The 19,440-nt window shown below is 38.2% G+C and carries 16 protein-coding genes; 15 read left to right on the top strand and 1 reads right to left on the bottom strand.

Going from position 1 to position 19,440, the window contains the following annotated elements:
- Nucleotides 1-60: 60 nt before the first annotated feature.
- The 15 genes from ACFSBH_RS10760 (at nucleotide 61) to uvrC (ending at nucleotide 18,527) form a co-directional block, all read left to right on the top strand.
- Nucleotides 61-807: a TrmH family RNA methyltransferase gene (locus ACFSBH_RS10760; RefSeq protein ID WP_349774324.1), complete on the top strand. Its 747-nt coding sequence runs from the start codon at nucleotides 61-63 to the stop codon at nucleotides 805-807.
- Between the two features lie 430 nt (nucleotides 808-1,237).
- Complete coding sequence (gene pheS, locus ACFSBH_RS10755) at nucleotides 1,238-2,272, top strand: phenylalanine--tRNA ligase subunit alpha (protein WP_251512557.1); 1,035 nt, start codon at nucleotides 1,238-1,240, stop codon at nucleotides 2,270-2,272.
- Nucleotides 2,273-2,285: 13 nt separating this feature from the next.
- Nucleotides 2,286-4,715, top strand: a complete 2,430-nt coding sequence (gene pheT / locus ACFSBH_RS10750) for a phenylalanine--tRNA ligase subunit beta (RefSeq protein ID WP_251512558.1) — start codon at nucleotides 2,286-2,288, stop codon at nucleotides 4,713-4,715.
- A 202-nt stretch (nucleotides 4,716-4,917) separates the two neighbouring features.
- Complete coding sequence (gene zapA / locus ACFSBH_RS10745; RefSeq protein WP_251512559.1) at nucleotides 4,918-5,181, top strand: cell division protein ZapA; 264 nt, start codon at nucleotides 4,918-4,920, stop codon at nucleotides 5,179-5,181.
- A 3-nt stretch (nucleotides 5,182-5,184) separates the two neighbouring features.
- Nucleotides 5,185-5,736, top strand: coding sequence for a CvpA family protein (locus ACFSBH_RS10740; protein ID WP_251512560.1), 552 nt, complete (start codon nucleotides 5,185-5,187; stop codon nucleotides 5,734-5,736).
- Nucleotides 5,737-6,401: 665 nt separating this feature from the next.
- Nucleotides 6,402-8,120, top strand: a complete 1,719-nt coding sequence (gene polX / locus ACFSBH_RS10735; protein ID WP_251512561.1) for a DNA polymerase/3'-5' exonuclease PolX — start codon at nucleotides 6,402-6,404, stop codon at nucleotides 8,118-8,120.
- A 10-nt stretch (nucleotides 8,121-8,130) separates the two neighbouring features.
- Entirely contained in the window at nucleotides 8,131-10,473 is a 2,343-nt protein-coding gene (locus tag ACFSBH_RS10730; RefSeq protein ID WP_251512562.1) for an endonuclease MutS2, read from the top strand.
- Nucleotides 10,474-10,493: 20 nt separating this feature from the next.
- The gene (locus ACFSBH_RS10725; protein WP_251512563.1) at nucleotides 10,494-10,904 is read left to right on the top strand and encodes a DUF350 domain-containing protein; all 411 of its coding nucleotides are present in this window, start codon (nucleotides 10,494-10,496) and stop codon (nucleotides 10,902-10,904) included.
- Between the two features lie 194 nt (nucleotides 10,905-11,098).
- On the top strand, nucleotides 11,099-12,796 hold the full coding sequence (locus tag ACFSBH_RS10720; RefSeq protein WP_251512564.1) for a long-chain-fatty-acid--CoA ligase: 1,698 nt from the start codon (nucleotides 11,099-11,101) through the stop codon (nucleotides 12,794-12,796).
- 108 nt (nucleotides 12,797-12,904) lie between these two features.
- Nucleotides 12,905-13,489 (top strand): TetR/AcrR family transcriptional regulator, encoded by a 585-nt coding sequence (locus ACFSBH_RS10715; RefSeq protein WP_251512566.1) that lies wholly within the window; start codon nucleotides 12,905-12,907, stop codon nucleotides 13,487-13,489.
- A gap of 103 nt (nucleotides 13,490-13,592) precedes the next feature.
- Nucleotides 13,593-14,366, top strand: a complete 774-nt coding sequence (locus ACFSBH_RS10710; protein WP_379597457.1) for an enoyl-CoA hydratase — start codon at nucleotides 13,593-13,595, stop codon at nucleotides 14,364-14,366.
- Nucleotides 14,367-14,387: 21 nt separating this feature from the next.
- Nucleotides 14,388-15,161: an electron transfer flavoprotein subunit beta/FixA family protein gene (locus ACFSBH_RS10705; RefSeq protein ID WP_251512570.1), complete on the top strand. Its 774-nt coding sequence runs from the start codon at nucleotides 14,388-14,390 to the stop codon at nucleotides 15,159-15,161.
- 26 nt (nucleotides 15,162-15,187) lie between these two features.
- Entirely contained in the window at nucleotides 15,188-16,168 is a 981-nt protein-coding gene (locus ACFSBH_RS10700; protein ID WP_251512572.1) for an electron transfer flavoprotein subunit alpha/FixB family protein, read from the top strand.
- Between the two features lie 147 nt (nucleotides 16,169-16,315).
- Nucleotides 16,316-16,630, top strand: a complete 315-nt coding sequence (trxA, locus tag ACFSBH_RS10695; protein WP_251512575.1) for a thioredoxin — start codon at nucleotides 16,316-16,318, stop codon at nucleotides 16,628-16,630.
- 85 nt (nucleotides 16,631-16,715) lie between these two features.
- Nucleotides 16,716-18,527, top strand: a complete 1,812-nt coding sequence (uvrC, locus tag ACFSBH_RS10690) for an excinuclease ABC subunit UvrC (protein ID WP_379597454.1) — start codon at nucleotides 16,716-16,718, stop codon at nucleotides 18,525-18,527.
- A 55-nt stretch (nucleotides 18,528-18,582) separates the two neighbouring features.
- Here uvrC and ACFSBH_RS10685 read toward each other — a convergent pair whose 3' ends face one another.
- Nucleotides 18,583-19,020, bottom strand: a complete 438-nt coding sequence (locus tag ACFSBH_RS10685) for a DUF2507 domain-containing protein (protein WP_251512579.1) — start codon at nucleotides 19,018-19,020, stop codon at nucleotides 18,583-18,585.
- Nucleotides 19,021-19,440 lie beyond the last annotated feature (420 nt).

Here is a 19,440-nt window from a genome sequence, read left to right as displayed (position 1 = left end):
TAGGATTAGTTTGACCGATTGATGATAAAGTATGTATGATAATAAAAAAAGAGTCAGAGGATGAAGACGTTGATTACATCGTTAACAAATGAAAAAGTGAAATATTGGCGAAAACTGCATAAGAAAAAAGGAAGAAAAGAAAATAAAGTATTTCTAGTCGAAGGTCTCCATTTGATCGAAGAAGCTTGGAATAGTAAACAAGTTATTATAGAAATCATTGCAGAAGAAACAGTTGAATTGCCAAGATGGAGTGGAAATATACCGGTAGAACGGGTTTCAAAACAGGTGTTTGAACATATTTCTCAAACGATGACACCACAAGGAATCGCAGCAGTTGTACAAATTCAGCCACAACGGGAAATGAAAGGTAATCAATTTGTCTTACTCGATGCCATTCAAGACCCAGGAAATTTGGGCACAATCATTCGAACCGCTGACGCGGCTGGTATGGATGCTGTTATTTTAGGAAAGGGTACTGTAGATATATTCAACGATAAAGTTGTTCGGGCGACTCAGGGATCGCTGTTTCATATCCCGATTTATGAAGCGGATTTAGTGCATAAAGTGGATGAGCTCCAAAAAGGTGGGTTCGACATATGGGCAACTGCTCTGGAAAAAGCAGACTACTATCATGAAGTAGAGGTGCCTGATAAGGTTGCAATCATTTTGGGGAATGAAGGTGCTGGAGTACATCCGGATTTAATTGAGCTTGCCGATAAGCGAATCAAGATACCCATTTATGGTAAAGCAGAATCGTTAAATGTCAGCATTGCAGCAGGTATTCTGATGTATCATATCAAACAATAGGCTTGCAAGCTTGTTGCAAATTATCTATAATACATTTAGTGATAAATAATAACAATAAAAATATTTTAAAGCATTGAAGGAGCTCGGTTGTATTCACAGCAACATTACAGGGAAGAAATGTCCTAGACTGTAAACATTTCTAATGTTGGAATATGACCAATTCACTCTGGAGCTGGCACTAGGACCTTGCACATTTGCAAGTAAAAGTGAATCCGGATTTTTGTCCGTTATCAAAATGGAGTTGGACAGTTATATGACTGTCAACAAGGGTGGTACCGCGATCAATAGCCTCGTCCCTTTTCAGGGATGGGGCTTTTTTGTGTTTAACTGAGCTTCAAGAACGGCTATTACACTGTCTGTCCATTTTGTAAATCTGACGAGCATCACTGCTTTTTTATTTTAATTGGGTTAAATAAAGGAGGAATTTGTAATGAAGGAACAGTTGGAAGCACTCCAGCAAGAGGCGTTGGCAAAAATTAATGACGTAAATGAAATGAAAAACCTTCAGGATATCCGTGTAGCTTATTTAGGCAAGAAAGGTTCTATCACAAAAGTTTTAAAAGGAATGGGAAAACTTTCTCCAGAAGAACGCCCGGTAATTGGGGAGGTTGCTAATAATGTACGCAATGCGATTACAGAAGCGGTCGAAGAGAAAGCAGCTGAACTTGAAGAAATTGCGTTAAATAAGCAATTGGAAGAAGAAACCATTGATGTGACTCTTCCTGGTCGAAAGGTCAATGTTGGTGGGCCGCATCTATTGACCAGCATTGTTGAAGAAATTGAAGACTTGTTTATAGGAATGGGGTATGAAGTGAAAGAAGGTCCTGAAGTAGAAACGGACTATTATAATTTTGAAGCATTAAATTTACCGAAAGACCATCCAGCTCGTGATATGCAGGATTCGTTTTATATCACAAATGAATTATTGCTACGTACCCACACTTCCCCTGTACAAGCGCGTACGATGGAAGCCTATAAGGGTCAAAAACCTTTCAAGATGATCTGCCCTGGAAAAGTGTATCGACGGGATAGTGACGATGCAACGCATTCACATCAATTCACTCAAATTGAAGGACTGCTTGTCGATAAGAACGTTCGCATGAGTGATTTAAAAGGAACTCTCGATAAGTTTGCTAAACATATGTTTGGTGAAGACCGTGAAATCCGTTTACGCCCAAGTTTCTTCCCGTTCACAGAACCATCTGTTGAAATGGATATATCTTGTAAGGTGTGTAACGGCGAAGGTTGCAGCATTTGTAAAGGGACAGGATGGATTGAAATTCTAGGCGGCGGTATGGTTCATCCGAAGGTTCTAGAGATGGGAGGATATGACCCTAAGGTATATAGTGGATTTGCATTTGGAATGGGACCAGAAAGAATTGCCATGTTGAAATACGGTGTTAGTGATATTCGGAGTTTCTATACGAATGATATCCGTTTCTTAAAACAATACCATCACGCTTAAGGAGGAAATGACAGTGTACGTATCCTATAATTGGTTGAACCAATATGTTGACTTGGGAGGAATATCTCCTGAAAAACTAGCTGAGAAAATTACAAAATCTGGAATTGAAATAGAAGGAATTGAATATTTTGGTGAAAAAGTTACGGATGTAGTGGTAGGTCATGTCTTATCATGCGAACAACATCCGAATGCAGACAAGTTAAGTCTTTGCCAAGTGGACGTTGGAACGGAAACGTTACAAATCGTATGCGGGGCTCCAAATGTCGCTGAAGGACAGAAGGTGGCAGTCGCGAAGCCAGGAGCAGTTTTACCAGGTGGTTTTAAGATTAAAAAAGTAAAACTGCGTGGTGTAGAATCGAATGGTATGATTTGTTCTCTCCAAGAGTTGGGTGTAAAAGAGAAGTTTGTTCCACAAGAGTTTGTAGACGGTATTTATATTTTCCAGGATGATGTTGAGATTGGGCAAGATGTCACGCCATTACTGAATCTAAATGATGCTGTACTTGAGCTTGATGTTCTTGCAAACCGCGCTGATGCATTAAGTATGCTTGGAGTGGCCTATGAGGTGGCTGCTATCCTTGATAAACCTGTCGATTTGCCGACAGAAACCACAAATAGTAATGAATCTGAGGATGCTAAAGACTATATTTCGGTTGAAGTGGAGGCAAATGACCTCAACAAATACTATAGTGCTTTTATCATTAAGGATGTTGTAATTAAGCCATCACCACTTTGGATGCAAAATTATTTATTGGCAGCGGGTATCCGTCCAATCAACAATGTCGTTGATATAACGAATTATGTTCTGTTGGAATATGGCCAGCCACTGCATGCATTTGATTATGATAAATTTGCATCGGATAAAGTACTTGTACGTCGTGCAAATGATGGCGAAGGGATCGTAACACTAGACGGACAAACTAGAAAGCTTAGCAATGATGACCTTGTTATTACGAATGGTTTGGTACCGACAGCACTTGCTGGTGTAATGGGAGGTTTGGATTCTGAGGTTACAGATGAAACCTCAACCATCTTGCTAGAGGCAGCTTACTTCGATGGCACTACAGTTAGAAGGACTGTTAAGAAAACCGGTTTACGTAGTGAATCAAGTACACGATTTGAAAAGGGAGTAGATCCTGAACGCGTAAAAAGAGCTGGATTAAGAGCTTGTTACCTATTAGAGAAATATGCTGAGGGTAAAGTGCTTCAAGGTGTTAGTGAATATGATGATCTTGATTACTCAGAAAAAACAGTCGTCATTGAAACGAATCATGTTAATAACCGACTGGGCTCTTCCATTTCAGATGATGAAATAGCTGCTATTTTATCAAGGTTGCAATTTTCATTTGAACAAGATGGATCCGAGTTTACGATTCATGTTCCGACAAGAAGGCAAGATATTTCGATATTTGAAGATATGCTAGAAGAAATTGCAAGAATCTACGGGTATGATCACTTACCATTTACGTTGCCTGAAGGAACTGGCCAAGTTGGTGCTTTAACTGAATATCAACAATTGAAGCGTAAAATTAGAGCTTATCTGCAAGGTGTCGGTCTAATGGAAAACCGAACATATTCCCTAATCAGTGAACATGACGTAAATAAATTGATTAGCCCTGAAATTCGTGAACAGAACCCGGTTCCTATTGCGCTTGCCAAGCCGATGAGTGAAGATCACAAATACCTTCGTTTGAGTATTTTACCTGGTTTAGTCCGTTCATTAACATACAATCTGGCAAGGAATCATGCAGATGTTGCATATTATGAAACAGGTGCTGTCTACATCTCAAAGGAAGAGAAGATTACGAAACAGCCACAGGAGAATTTACGAGTCGCTGGTGCTGTCACGGGTAACTGGGTGGATCATAAGTGGCAAGGTGAAGTAAAGCCAGTAGACTTCTACGTAGTAAAAGGAATTGTGGAAGGGTTATTTGAACAATTAAAATTAACAGTGAAATTTGAGCAAGCTAAATTAGAAGATATGCATCCAGGGCGAACCGCAGTCATTAAGTTAGAGGATCAAGTTGTGGGCTTTCTCGGTCAACTACACCCGATTCTCGCCAAAGAGGCTGATTTGAAAGAAACATACGTATTTGATATCAATCTTGATTCAGCACTCGAGGCTTATGAGAATGAGCCAAGCTACGTTGAGATTCCTAAATATCCAGCGATTTCCAGAGATATTGCATTTATCTTAGATAAGAGCACTTCTGCGGGTGATGTAAAGAATCTAATTGAAAGTGTTGGCGCACCATTGGTTCAATCCGTTGAAATATTTGATTTGTATGAAGGTGAACACTTAGAAACTGGTAAGAAGTCAATCGCTTATCATCTCGTTTATCAAGATCCAGAGAAGACGTTAAAAGACGAAGAGGTTGAAGCTTCATATCAAGAAATTGTCAAGGCTGTCGAAAGTCAATTCAATGGTTATGTCAGATCGTAAAGGATCCTGCGTTGTTGCTGCATGTCATGTGGCAACAACGCTTTTTTCTACATGTTTGAAGTGTTTTTTTATGCGTATATGTAAACGAAGAATCCTGGAAAACATGATATTTACTATAGGCTATACCGTAAAAATACTTCTTTTTACAAACAAATAATGATATGATAAATGGTAGTAATTTTGGCGGGGGGATCAGAACAGCATGACAGAACCTGATAAAAATAGAATTACCGTAGAAATATATAATAAAACCTATACCATAATGGGTGATGAACCAGCTAGTCATGTGAAGCTAGTTGCTGATCTTGTCGATCAGAAAATGAATGAGATCAGACGCCATAATGGACATTTAGATACTACAAGACTTGCAGTACTGACAGCAGTTAATACAATGAACGACTATGTGAAATTAAAAGCTGATTACGCTAAATTGGTAGGGTCGATCAAGAGGAAAGAGGATAAGTAGCTGATGCTTGATTTAATATTATTTATCTTATTATTATTTGGTCTGTTTATTGGACTTAATCGAGGATTTATATTGCAATTCTTTCATTTAATTGGATTCATTACGGCTTTTATTGTTGCTGCGATGTATTATGGAAAGCTTGCAGAAGAGTTGAAATTATGGATTCCATATCAGGAGCTGACCAACCATGAATTGTGGCCCGACTTCTTACAAATGCTGCCTGTGGAATCTGCTTTTTACAGTATTGTATCGTTTGCAATCATATTTTTCGTCGTAAAAATAATCCTTCAAATTGTTGCGACTATGCTTGACTTTGTTGCTGCCATTCCAGTAATCAAATCAGTCAATAAAATATTAGGCGCAGCTTTAGGATTTTTGGAAATTTATCTAATCGCATTTGTTATTTTATTTGTACTTGCATTAACACCAGTTGAAACTATTCAGACATTGATTAACGATTCTTCCATTGCAATATTCATGCTGGAAAAAACACCATATTTCTCAGACAAACTGTTTGAACTAATCCAAACATATGTTATGGATAATCAAAACTAAATAAGTAACTTATTTACATACTTATACAAGATGTTAACTAGCTAATTGAATAGCAAAGAAGTCAATCCTGATCCCCAGTCCAAGTATTTCTAGTTTTCCTAATTAACCTCGCGGTGCTAGGCGACGGGGGCTCACTTTGGACTGTTCTCTTGAAGGAGTCTCGAGGTATTTGACTGGACCCAGACGATAGTAAATTGGACGTTGGGTGTTTTATTTTTAATAACAGATATAATGTTTTATAGGTATGAATAGTATTTCCCGGATATTGCGAATGTATATGCAAAAAATGGTATGCAATGAACCAGCTAATAGTTCTCCTCGGAGCAGCCCCCGATACACCGGAGACTCCTGTGGGAGCGAAGGCATCGGTGAGACCCCGCAAGGCGCGTGCGCCTGAGGCAGACTAAAACCGCCACGTCCTGTGGCAACGTCTGCACTAGCACGTTCTGTGCGTCAGAGGCTCACCAGCCGCCCACAGAAAGCGAAGGTGTATCGGGGGCTGCGAATCCAGAGAGGATACTAAATTCATGTCATATAATTCTTCAACAGATATAAACATAGATCAATTCGTCGTATTAGTATTACTACTCGATTTCATTTACAATAGTAGTAACAATACCGGATCGGTCTTTTTTTAGGTAAAAAATATTAAGCAGGTGAGTGTTTTGGCGATTAATAAAAAAGATGTCATAAAATTATTGGAACAGATTGCAATTTATCTTGAACTGAAAGGAGACAATCCATTTAAGATAAGTGCATATCGTAGAGCTGCTCAGAGTTTGGAAACAGACGAACGCTCATTGGATGAGATTGATGATGTAACAAAAATAAAAGGCATTGGAAAAGGAACAGGAGCAATCATTAATGAATACATAATGGAAGGCAGATCGTCAGAACTTGAACAACTCCAAAAAGAAATTCCAGCAGGTCTGATACCATTACTACAACTGCCAGGACTTGGCGGAAAGAAATTATCCAAGTTATATAAAGAACTGAATGTTATTGATGCAAACAGTTTAAAGGCTGCATGTGAAAATGGAGAAGTTGAAAAGCTCGCAGGCTTTGGTCCTAAAACTGTGAAAAATATTTTGACCGCTTTAGAGGAAGTGGGTAAACGCCCTGAACGTTTATCCATAGCAATCATGCTACCTGTTGCGGAAAAAATCGAGCAATTTTTATCAAATATAGAAAGCATCAAACGCTATTCCATTGCGGGTAGCTTGCGCCGAATGAAAGAGACGGTAAGGGATATTGATTTCATCATTTCTACAGATAACCCTGAGGAAGTAAGGGATGAGTTGTTATTACTTCCTACCATTAAGGAAATCATTGCTAAAGGTGAGACCAAAGTATCTGTTACCTTGGAAGAAGTATATGACATCAATGTAGATTTTCGAATCGTTAAGGATGATGAATTCACAACTACCTTACATCACTTTACTGGTTCAAAGGAACATAATGTCGCGATGCGCCAGCTTGCAAAATCCCGAGGAGAAAAAATTAGTGAGTATGGAGTAGAGGTGGAAGACACTAAAGAAGTCTTGACATTTACTGATGAGCAAGCATTCTTTGAACATTTTGATCTTCATTACATCCCTCCGGAGATTAGGGAAGATGCTGGAGAACTTAAACTATTTAAGGATAAACAAGAATTTATTGAACTCTCGGATATTCGTGGAGATTTGCATATGCATACAACTTGGAGTGATGGAGCACAAAGTTTAGAAGAAATGGTGCGCAAAGCAATTGAGAAAAAATACGATTACATTGCGATTACAGATCACTCCAAATTTTTACGAGTTGCAAATGGTTTAGATGAAGATCGTTTACGAAAACAACGAGAAGAAATTGAAATTCTCAATGAGAAGTATCCAGAGATTCAAATTTTTGCAGGTGTGGAAATGGATATCCTACCTGATGGTTCACTTGATTTTCATGATTCGTTTTTAAAAGAGATGGATTTTGTCATAGCTTCTATTCATTCGAGCTTCAATCAAAGTGAAGATAAAATTATGGAGCGGTTATATACTGCATTGGAAAATCCCTATGTACATTTAATAGCTCACCCAACTGGAAGACTTCTAGGACGTCGCGACGGTTATCGGGTAAATATAGAAAAACTGATTGAAAAAGCGAAAGAAACAGATACTGCCTTAGAGATTAATGCTAACCCGAATCGATTGGATCTTGCTTCCTATTACGCAAAGCAAGCGCAAGAAGCAGGTGTGAAACTTGCTATCAACACAGATGCACATAGCTACGAAACTTTGAGGTTTATGAAATATGGTGTGAGTACTGCTAAGAGAGGTTGGATTAAAAAAGATACAGTGTTAAATACGATGCCTCTCACTGAAATCAAAGAATTCCTAGGTAGAAATAAATAGAGGTGGATTTATGAACCAACGTGTACTTCAAGTACTTGAATATAATAAAATAATTGATAAATTGATTGAGCAAGCTGAGACTTCTATTGGAAAGGAAGAAACAAGCAGGGTCGTCCCTGAGATAGAACTTTCCAAAGTAAATGTATTGCAAGAAGAAACCGATGAAGCTGTTCAAATTCTACGCCTAAATAAAGCAATTCCGTTTGGTGGCATACGTGATGTACGAGAAAGCCTGAAGCGTAGTGTCATTGGTGGTGTGCTAACTGCATCAGAATGTTTAGATATTGCTAATACGGTTTATGGTGGCAGACAAGTGAAGAACTTTATTACTGGTCTCGAAGAAGAGTTACCAATTCTGAAAGATTTAGTGGATGATATCGCCTCCTTGAGGGAATTAGAACAAGCTATTAGACGTTGCATTGATGATAATGGAGAAGTGTTAGACAATGCCTCCAGTAAATTAAGAAGCATCCGTTCTCAAATCCGAGCATTTGAAGCAAATGTACGAGAAAAGCTAGAAAGTTATACGAGAAGTCATAGTAAAATGCTCTCTGATGCAATTGTAACTATCCGAAATGATCGCTATGTATTACCTGTGAAGCAAGAATATCGAGCTCAGATTGGTGGAATTGTACATGACCAATCTTCTTCAGGACAGACACTATTCATGGAACCAAGAGCAGTTGTAGATTTAAACAATAAACTTCAGCAGGCAGTTCTAAATGAAAGGCAAGAGATTGAAAGGATTCTATCCGAATTATCTGTTCAAATTGCTGAGGTTGAACATGCGCTTACGTATAACTTGGATATTTTAGCTAAGATTGATGTTATTCATGCAAGAGCAAAGCTAGCTATGAAAATGAAAGCTAGTAAACCAACTATGAATGATTCTGGTGTAATAAAAATGAAACAAGCCCGCCATCCGCTTATTCCGGAAGATGAGGTGGTCGCCAATGATATTGAAATTGGTGAGGATTATACTGCGATAGTTATTACTGGTCCAAATACAGGTGGAAAGACTGTAACCCTAAAAATGGTGGGACTCTGCACCTTAATGGCACAATCCGGTCTCCAAATACCAGCATTTGATGATTGCCAACTGGCTGTTTTCGAAGAAGTTTTTGCGGATATAGGGGATGAACAGTCCATTGAACAAAACTTAAGTACATTTTCATCTCATATGAAAAATATAGTTTCGATAATGGAACATGTTAACGAAAAGTCTCTCGTCCTCTTTGATGAGCTTGGCTCCGGAACAGATCCAAGTGAAGGAGCGGCACTCGCCATGGCGATTTTAGACGAAGTTATCGATCGGAAAGCAAGGGTAATAGCAACCACCCACTACCCGGAATTGAAGGCATATGGATATAATCGTGAAAATGTAGTCAATGCATCGGTAGAATTTGATGTAGAATCTCTTCAGCCAACATATCGTTTGCTTATCGGGGTACCGGGAAGAAGTAATGCATTCGATATCTCCAGACGATTAGGATTGCGACCTGAAATAATAGATTATGCAAAAAGCTTGGTTGGTGTAGATTCCAAGAGTGTTGAAAATATGATAGCTTCTCTGGAAAAATCTAAAATCGCTGCAGAAAGGCAGTATGAAGAAGCATATCAAACCTTGCTAGAAAGCGAAAGACTTAGAAAAGAAATTGAAAAAGAATGGCAAACATTCGAGCAGAAAAAAGCAGAACTCTTTAGGAAAGCAGAGGAAAAGGCTGAAAAAGCTCTTATTCAAGCACGTGAAGAAGCCGAGATTATTGTTAATGAAATCCGGCAAATGAAGAATAATACCGCATTGAAAGAACACGAATGGATCGAAGCGAAAAAAATGCTGGAGGAAGCGCAACCGCATTTAAACAAAAAATCCAAGGCAACATCTGAAAATCAAAATGATGAAAAAGGGTCTCTTACTCCGGGTGATGAGATCAAATTATTGACAGTCAACCAGCAAGGAGTTGTTCTTGAGAAGTTAAGTGATTCAGAATACTTGATTCAAGTGGGAATTATGAAGGTAAAGGCTAAACGTAAAGATCTGCAATATATTGGAAAACAGAAGCTAGAAACAGAAAGAGTTGTCACAACCATTAGGGGCTCAAGTCACCGCGTAAAAACAGAGCTCGATCTACGGGGAGAACGATACGAGGATGCCATTCATCTATTGGAAAAATATATTGATGATTGTTTGATTGCCGGGTATTCCCAAGTAACAATCATTCATGGTAAAGGTACCGGAGCACTTCGTACAGGTGTACAAACTTTTGTTAAAAACCATCCTGCGATTTCGTCAGCAAGACCTGGTGGCAGTGGTGAAGGTGGTAGTGGTGTTACCGTCTTGGAGTTGAAATAGTATAACTGGAGGATGTTAACATGGAGGGATTTTGGGACCATATTATTGTGGTAACAGCTGCACGTTACAGTGTTGTTGTGCTATGTACGTTTATTTTTCTAGCTATATTTGAACTTGTCACATCGTATAAAAATTGGGAAGAAATCCGTAAAGGAAATGTAGCCGTAGCAATGGCCACAGGTGGGAAAATCTTTGGCATTGCTACGATTTTCCGGTATTCCATCGAACATAACGATTCTATGCTGCAAATGATTGGCTGGGGAACCTTAGGTTTTATCCTTTTATTGTTTGCCTATTTCATTTTTGAATTTCTATTGCCAACGATTAAAGTTGATGAGGAAATAGGAAAAGGGAATATTGCTGTTGGTTTATTGTCGATGGTTTTTTCTATTGGGATTTCTTTTGTAATTGGTGCAAGCATTACTTTTTAAGGAGGAGACAGCGTGGTATTTGAGCGATTAGCAAAGATTTTGTTCGGAGTAGCGATTGTATTTTTACTTGTTGGTGTATACTATATCTTTAATTGACAAATACAATAATTTTTTCTTGAAAAAGATAAATAAAATTTCTAAAAATAGAAATTACTCGGTATAATGGTTATAGTATATACAAAGGAGGAGATGATTTGGAAGCTGTGAAGAAATGGTACGATAATTATCCAAAGGAGATTCCCAAAAGCATTCCGTACGATGAGAAGCCTTTATATGCTTACCTTGAAGAAACTGCTTCTCGGTACCCAGAAAAGAAAGCGCTTCATTTTATGGGTAAAGAAATGTCCTACGCTGAGCTTTCTGACCAAGCGAAAAAGTTTGCCAATTATTTGCAATCGCTCGGAGTAGAAAAGGATGATAAAGTCGCAATTATGTTACCGAACTGTCCCCAAGCAGTCATTAGTTATTATGGGATACTAATGGCTGGCGCTATTGTAGTGCAAACTAATCCACTATATACAGAAAGGGAGTTGGAGTATCAGGTTAATGACTCGGAAGCAAAAGTCATCATTTGTTTGGATATTTTAGTTCCACGAGTCAGTAAGGTACAGAAAAAATCTAATCTGGAACACAAAATTGTAACCGCTATCAAAGATTACTTGCCATTTCCTAAAAACTTGATTTATCCGTATATCCAAAAGCGTGAATACAATATGGTCGTAAAAGTGGAGCAAAGCAAAGATACACATGTGTGGGAAAATATTATGAAAACGGCTGATTCGAATTACGTAAAAAGAGATATTAACCCGAAAGAAGACCTGGCACTCTTACAATATACAGGTGGAACAACCGGGTTTCCGAAAGGTGTTATGTTAACTCATTATAATTTGGTGGCTAATCTTCAAATGAGCGAAGCGTGGTTATATAAATCTAAACCTGGAGAGGAAACTGTACTTGCTGTGCTTCCTTTTTTCCATGTCTATGGTATGACAACTGTAATGAATTTCGGAATCAAGCAAGCTTCGAAAATTATTCTGATGCCTAAGTTCAATCCTGAGGATGTACTAAAAGTTATTGATAAGCAGAAACCAACACTGTTTCCGGGTGCTCCAACGATTTACATTGGACTGCTAAATCATCCAGATTTAAAGAAATATGATCTATCTTCCATTAAGGCATGTCTAAGCGGGTCGGCACCATTACCGATTGAAGTTCAAGAACAGTTTGAGAAGATCAGTGGTGGTAGATTAGTGGAGGGTTATGGACTGACCGAAACATCTCCAGTTACCCATGCTAATCCAGTATGGGAGAAACGAATAAATGGGAGTATAGGATTGCCTTGGCCAGATACAGATGCAAAAGTTGTAAGAGCAGGTACGGATGAAGAAGCAGACATTGGCGAAGTTGGCGAAATAGCTGTAAAAGGTCCGCAGGTCATGAAGGGCTATTGGAATAATCCAGAGGAAACGGAAAATGTATTGCGTGATGGCTGGTTCTATACTGGTGATATGGGATATATGGACGAAGAAGGTTACTTCTATATAGTTGATCGAAAGAAAGACATGATTATCGCAGGTGGTTATAATATTTATCCACGAGAAGTCGAAGAGGTTCTTTTTGAACATCCGGCAATCCAAGAAGTGGCTGTCGTGGGAGTTCCAGATCCATATCGCGGAGAAACAGTAAAAGCGTTTGTCGTTGTAAAAGAAGGGAAACAAGTAACAGAAGATGAATTAAATAGTTTTTGCCGTGAGAATCTTGCTGCTTATAAGGTTCCACGCAGTTACGAATATCGTGAGGAGCTTCCCAAAACTGTAGTTGGAAAGATTTTAAGAAGGCAATTGATAGAAGAAGAGGTGAAGAAACAGGAAGACCAATTGATTTCTGAATAATATTTGATCATGTATTAAAATGATTGACAGATAAGTAAGAAACTTATAAAATGGAAATATGAATGAATGGTCATTCATATTTCCGTTCTACTTATTAAGGAGAAAAAGATGAAAAGTAATAAACCGAAGTATCAACAAATAATTGAAGCTGCAGTGAAAGTTATTGCAGAAAATGGATATCATGCTTCTCAAGTTTCAAAGATTGCAAAGGAAGCGGGAGTAGCTGATGGAACGATATATCTTTATTTTAAAAACAAAGAGGATGTACTCGTTTCAGTTTTTGAAGAAAAAATGGGACAGTTCATTGATAAGATTGCTAAGGCGACTAGTGAACAAAGTGATGCTGAAAGTAAATTGAGGGTCCTCATCAATATGCATTTTTCCCAACTAGAAGAAAATCCAGACCTTGCGATAGTTACTCAACTTGAGCTTCGACAATCAAACTATACATTGAGGATGCAAATTAATAACGTATTAAAGGCTTACTTGACTGTGATAGATGAAGTCATTGCAGAAGGAATAAATAATAAGCAATTTCGCGATGACATCAATCCTGCGCTTATCCGGCAAATGATTTTCGGAACGTTGGATGAAGTGGTTACAAATTGGATCATGAAAGACAGAAAATATAAATTAGGTGATCAAGCGGAAGAAGTTCATAAATTTTTAAAACAAGGGTTGAAGTTAATTTAATTAATTTGTAGGGTAGTTGAACAGAAAAACAAATAGATTTTTATAGTTAATATTTTCAATATAATTGTTTTTCGATTAATATAGAATTCAAGGGGGGATGGCATTGAGTACAATTGTTCTGAATGTAGAAAACCATATCGCGTATTTGACGATTCAGAGTCCACCGGCAAATGCGCTCTCAAGTCAAATCATTAAGGACTTGAATGAGCTTCTGGATCAAATTGAGGAAAATCCAACAGTGAAAGCGATTGTCCTTCACGGTGAGGGACGTTTCTTTTCCGCTGGAGCTGATATTAAAGAGTTCACTTCTTTGCAAGCGCATTCAGACTATGAAAAGCTGGCTAAAAATGGACAAAGGGTGTTTCAAAGATTAGAAGATTTCAAGATACCTGTAATCGCGGCCATTCACGGAGCAGCATTGGGTGGAGGATTGGAACTTGCCATGGCTTGCCATATGCGAGTCGTAGCTGAGAACGCCAAAATTGGCTTACCAGAATTAAATTTGGGAATCATACCTGGCTTTGCTGGCACTCAACGATTACCACGATATGTTGGTCCTGCTAAAGCATATGAAATGATATTGACAGGTGAACCAATTTCGGGTGAGGAAGCAGTTGCTTTCGGACTGGCTAATCAAGCTGTTCACGAAGAAAAAGTATTAGAAGCAGCTACTCAACTAGCTGTGAAAATTGCGGCAAAAAGTAGGCCTACCATCAATCAAGTCATGGAACTTGTGAATTATAGCCGCTCCGATAAATTCTTGAAAGGTGTCGAAGCGGAGGCACAAGCATTTGGAAAAGTGTTTGGTACCGAAGATGCTAAAGAAGGCGTTCAGGCCTTTATTGAAAAGAGAAAACCTAAATTTATTGATAAATAATAGGCTGAGGAGGACTCAATTATGAACATTTACGTGTTATTAAAAAAGACATTTGACACAGAGGAGAAGATTAATCTTCACGATGGTAGGATTGATGATGATGGAGCAGAATTCATCATCAATCCTTATGATGAATATGCAGTAGAAGAAGCTATCAAACAAAGAGATGAACATGGTGGAGAAGTTATAGTCGTTACAATTGGTGATGAGGATTCCGAAAAACAGTTACGGACGGCATTAGCTATGGGAGCCGATAAAGCTGTTCTCATCAATACGGAGGAAGACCTTGAAGATGGTGATCAATATACAACAGCTAAAATTCTAGAAGCGTATTTTGAAGATAAAGAAGTTGATCTTATTTTAGCTGGTAATGTTGCGATTGATGAAGCCAGTGGACAAGTGGGGCCAAGGTTGGCTGAAGCGCTTGGTATACCATATGTAACTACTATCACTAACTTAACCATTGATGGGGAAGATGTAAGTATTGAAAAGGATGTAGAAGGGGATGTAGAAAGGATAGAAACAACCTTGCCTCTACTCGTTACTTGCCAACAAGGTTTAAATGAACCGCGTTACCCATCACTTCCGGGGATTATGAAAGCAAAGAAAAAACCATTGGAAGAATTAGAGCTGGATGATCTTGATTTAGACGAAGATGACGTAGAACCGAAAACAAAAACAATTGAGGTCTTTCTACCTCCTGCGAAAGAGGCGGGAAGAGTTCTTGAAGGTGATGTTCAAGATCAAGTCAAAGAATTAGTTTCCTTATTGAAAAACGAGAAGAAAGTACTATAAACGGAAATCATAGAGAGAGGGGAAGAGTGATGAGTAAATTATTAGTTATCGCAGAAGGTAGAGATGGTGCTTTACGTAATGTCTCATTCGAAGCAATTGCAGCTGCAAAAAAGATTAAATCGGATGCTGAGATTGTTGGCGTTGTCTTGGGAAAAGATGACCTGGAAGATAAAGCAAATGAACTGATTTACCATGGTGCTGACCGTGTTGTTACAATTGCTCATGAGAAGTTGCAAAACTATACTTCAGAAGGTTATGGTCAGGCAGTGCTCGCAATTGTTAATGATGAATCACCAGACGGAATTGTCATGGGTCATACATCGATCGGAAAGGATTTAACTCCAAAACTTGCTGCGAAATTGGATACAGGTCTTGTATCCGATGTAGTTGATATTGAAGTGAATGGAGACCGGGTGGAATATACGAGACCAATATACTCAGGAAAAGCCTTTGAAAAGAAAATCATTACAGACGGTTTGACCTTTGTAACGATCCGTCCGAACAACATTCCAATCCTCGACCGAGATGAGTCAAGAAGTGGTGATATAACGACAAAAGAAGTCGATGTTGCCGATATTCGTACAATTGTTAAAGATGTAGTTCGAAAAGCAAGTAAAGGTGTTGACTTATCGGAAGCGCGAGTAGTAGTCGCAGGTGGTCGAGGTGTTAAAAGTGCAGATGGTTTTAAGCCGTTATATGAATTGGCGGAAGTTTTAGGTGGAGCGGTTGGAGCGTCCCGAGGAGCGTGTGACGCTGAATACTGTGACTATTCGTTGCAAATTGGTCAAACCGGTAAAGTCGTTACTCCAGATCTCTATATCGCAGTAGGTATTTCAGGAGCAATTCAGCATCTTGCTGGAATGTCCAACTCAAAAGTAATTGTTGCGATTAACAAAGACCCAGAAGCGAATATTTTTAATATCGCTGATTATGGTATTATAGGGGATTTGTTTGAAGTTATTCCGCTATTGATAGAGGAGATTAAAGCAGTAACCGTAGAAGCCTAATCTATTCTGCATTATTTCCTGGACAAAGAGAGTTCTTGTCTGTTTTATCCCTCTTTTATATGAATAAGCAAATCATTAGGAAGTAAATAATAACGGTGATATACTCTTATAAAGTAAGCTGATTTTCTATAAAGGAGGAAATATTTTATGGCAATTGAAAATGTAACAGATCAAAGTTTCGCTGAAGCAACTTCTGAAGGCTTAGTACTAGCTGATTTTTGGGCACCTTGGTGTGGACCTTGTAAAATGATCGCTCCAGTACTTGAAGAAATTGATGGCGAAATGTCTGATAAAGTGAAAATCGTTAAGTTGGATGTAGACGAAAACCAAGAAACTGCAAGCAAATTTGGAGTAATGAGCATTCCAACTTTATTATTATTTAAAGATGGCGAAGTTGTTGACCAAGTAATCGGCTTCCAGCCAAAAGAAGCATTAACGAATTTAATTAACAAACATGCTTAATTCGTGTAAAATTAAATAGTCGAGAATTTAAAATCCCTTGTTGCATCAGAACAAGGGATTTTTAAACTTAAAGGAATGATTGAGTATGAACGAAATCATAAAAAGAAAGCTAGAAATACTCCCGGTCAATCCCGGCTGTTATCTCATGAAAGATAAGCATGGAACGGTCATTTATGTCGGTAAATCAAAGATGCTCCGTAATCGTGTACGTTCCTATTTTACAGGAGCACATGATAGAAAAACCCAACGACTTGTACAGGAAATAGTCGATTTCGAGTATTTCGTCACATCGTCTGAATTAGAGGCGCTTATCTTAGAGATGAATCTCATAAAAAAATATGATCCCAAATATAACGTAATGCTGAAGGACGATAAATCGTATCCATATTTAAAAATAACCAATGAAAGACATCCACGTTTACTAATAACAAGGAAAGTGAAAAAGGACAAAGGTAAATATTTTGGCCCGTATCCGAATGTCATTGCGGCAAGAGAAACGAAAAAGTTGTTAGATCGGATGTATCCTTTACGTAAATGCAATAATCCACCAGGAAGACCTTGTTTATACTATCATATGCATCAATGTCTTGCTTGTAGTGAGAATCCTCCAAAAAAAGATGATTATGCGGAAATCGTACAAGAAATCAGTTCATTTTTACAAGGTGGATTTAAAGATATAAAAGAAAAACTAAAAAATAAAATGTTTGAGGCTAGTGAAGCACTTAATTTTGAAAGAGCAAAGGAATTACGTGACCAAATCCAGCATATCGAGGTAGTCATGGAAAAACAAAAGATGACAATGACTGACCGGACAGATCGTGATATTTTCGGTTTCACCTATGATAAAGGATGGATGTGTATTCAAGTTTTCTTTATGAGACAAGGAAAACTAATTGAACGGAATGTAAGCCACTTTCCAATTTATGATGATCCTGAAGAAGCATTCCTCAGTTATATTGGTAGATTCTACCTCCATCAAAATCACTTGAAACCGAAAGAGATACTTTTACCGATTGGGACCAAGCGAGAATTGGTTAGTGAGTTGTTGGGAGTTCAAGCTCTAACCCCACTTCGAGGCAGAAAGAAAGAATTAGTGGAATTGGCGACAAAAAATGCAAAAATCGCATTAGAGGAGAAGTTCCTGCTTATAGAAAGAGATGAGGAAAGAACAATCGACGCAACTGAAAAACTCGGTGAGATACTCAACATTGAGACTCCTCATCGAATTGAAGCCTTTGATAACTCCAACATACAAGGAACGGATCCAGTATCCGCCATGATTGTATTTGTCGATGGTCGACCTAGTAAAAAGGATTACCGTAAATATAAGATACGGACTGTAGAAGGACCTGATGATTATGAAACGATGCGAGAGGTGATCCGTAGAAGATATTCAAGGGTATTGAAGGAAGGTTTACCGTTGCCAGATTTGATTATCGTTGACGGGGGTAAAGGACAGATCAGCGCTGCAACAGATGTTCTGGAAAATGAATTAGCATTGGATATTCCAATTGCGGGTCTTGTAAAGGATGATAGACATAAAACAAGTGAATTGTTATATGGTTCTCCTCCACAAATAGTACCTTTAGAAAGGCAATCGCATGAGTTTTATCTTGTGCAGCGTATACAGGATGAGGTGCACCGTTTTGCTATTTCATTTCATCGAAACCTTCGAAGTAAAGGATTATTCCAATCAGCTCTTGATGGAATTCCGGGTGTCGGGGAAAAGCGCAAGAAACTATTATTACGACATTTTAAATCTATGAAAGAAATGAAGATGGCTAGTGTAGAGGATATTACAAAACTAGGCATTCCCTCCAATACAGCGATGGAGATTATTAAACATTTGAATGAATCAGATGCTGTTGAAACAGGCGATACCAAACCGACACCATGAAGGATGCGCACTACTTTTGAATGATCAAAAAGCAGTGCGCATTTTTTCATGAATCTTAATTTGTATAAAGTACGGAAAATTGAACTTGATGAATGCGCTGATTGATTTCTTCTCTACATTCACATTCAACGCCTTCAACACGTTGCATAGCTTCCGCCAAAAATCCCGCTTCCAAACGGAAATCCGCATTGAAAGGACCTTTGAGACGTAACACGACTGAGTCTGAAAGTAAGTGGAAAATCTTTTCTTTTTTCTTTTCTTTTACTAACTCTAATTTACCTAGGCCTAATGTATCAAAAATAACTGTGATATCATCTATGGATTCCATCTCAAATTTACGAGCCAGATTTCTACCTATGAAATATAAAAGGGTAGGTGATTCTTCCCCTAAAAGGTCGGGTAGCGCTATATAGCGTAGCACATCAAAACCCGCTCCTGCAGTATGTAAATCTTCCAGTTTGGAAATGGGTATGTTACTTGGCTGTTTTTTCATTTACGTCACCCTCTCGTATATAATCTTTTCTATTATACAATATAAATGGATTGCAGGTTAATTTGTCTTTTGAAATAAGTATCGCTTTTGTTTCCTGACACTCCACAAACAGTAAGTATGATTGGTCTGCAATTCTTTACCGTTTTTTTGAATTGTATTTGCCGAAATCTTCTATCAATCTAGTCTTATTATGTATCGTTTGATTTAATTTCGCAATGGCAATATTTAGAGTTGGCAAAGGTTGGAAATTAAATAATTGTAGGTTTATAGTAGATTCTGAATGAAAGTGTTCTACAGAGAATAATTTAAATTAAATGTTAGAGTAAAATGTTTGTGGGAGAACATATACCCTGTCTTTGGTGTTGAAGTCGCAAGACTTCAACACCAAAGACAGGGCAAGCAAGCGAAGCGCGGTAGTAT

Origin of the sequence: Oceanobacillus luteolus, assembly GCF_042678205.1 — a bacterium.
Taxonomy (GTDB): Bacteria; Bacillota; Bacilli; order Bacillales; family Amphibacillaceae; genus Oceanobacillus; species Oceanobacillus luteolus.
Note: the sequence above shows the minus strand (reverse complement) of the source record. Positions and strands in the feature narration are given on the sequence as shown.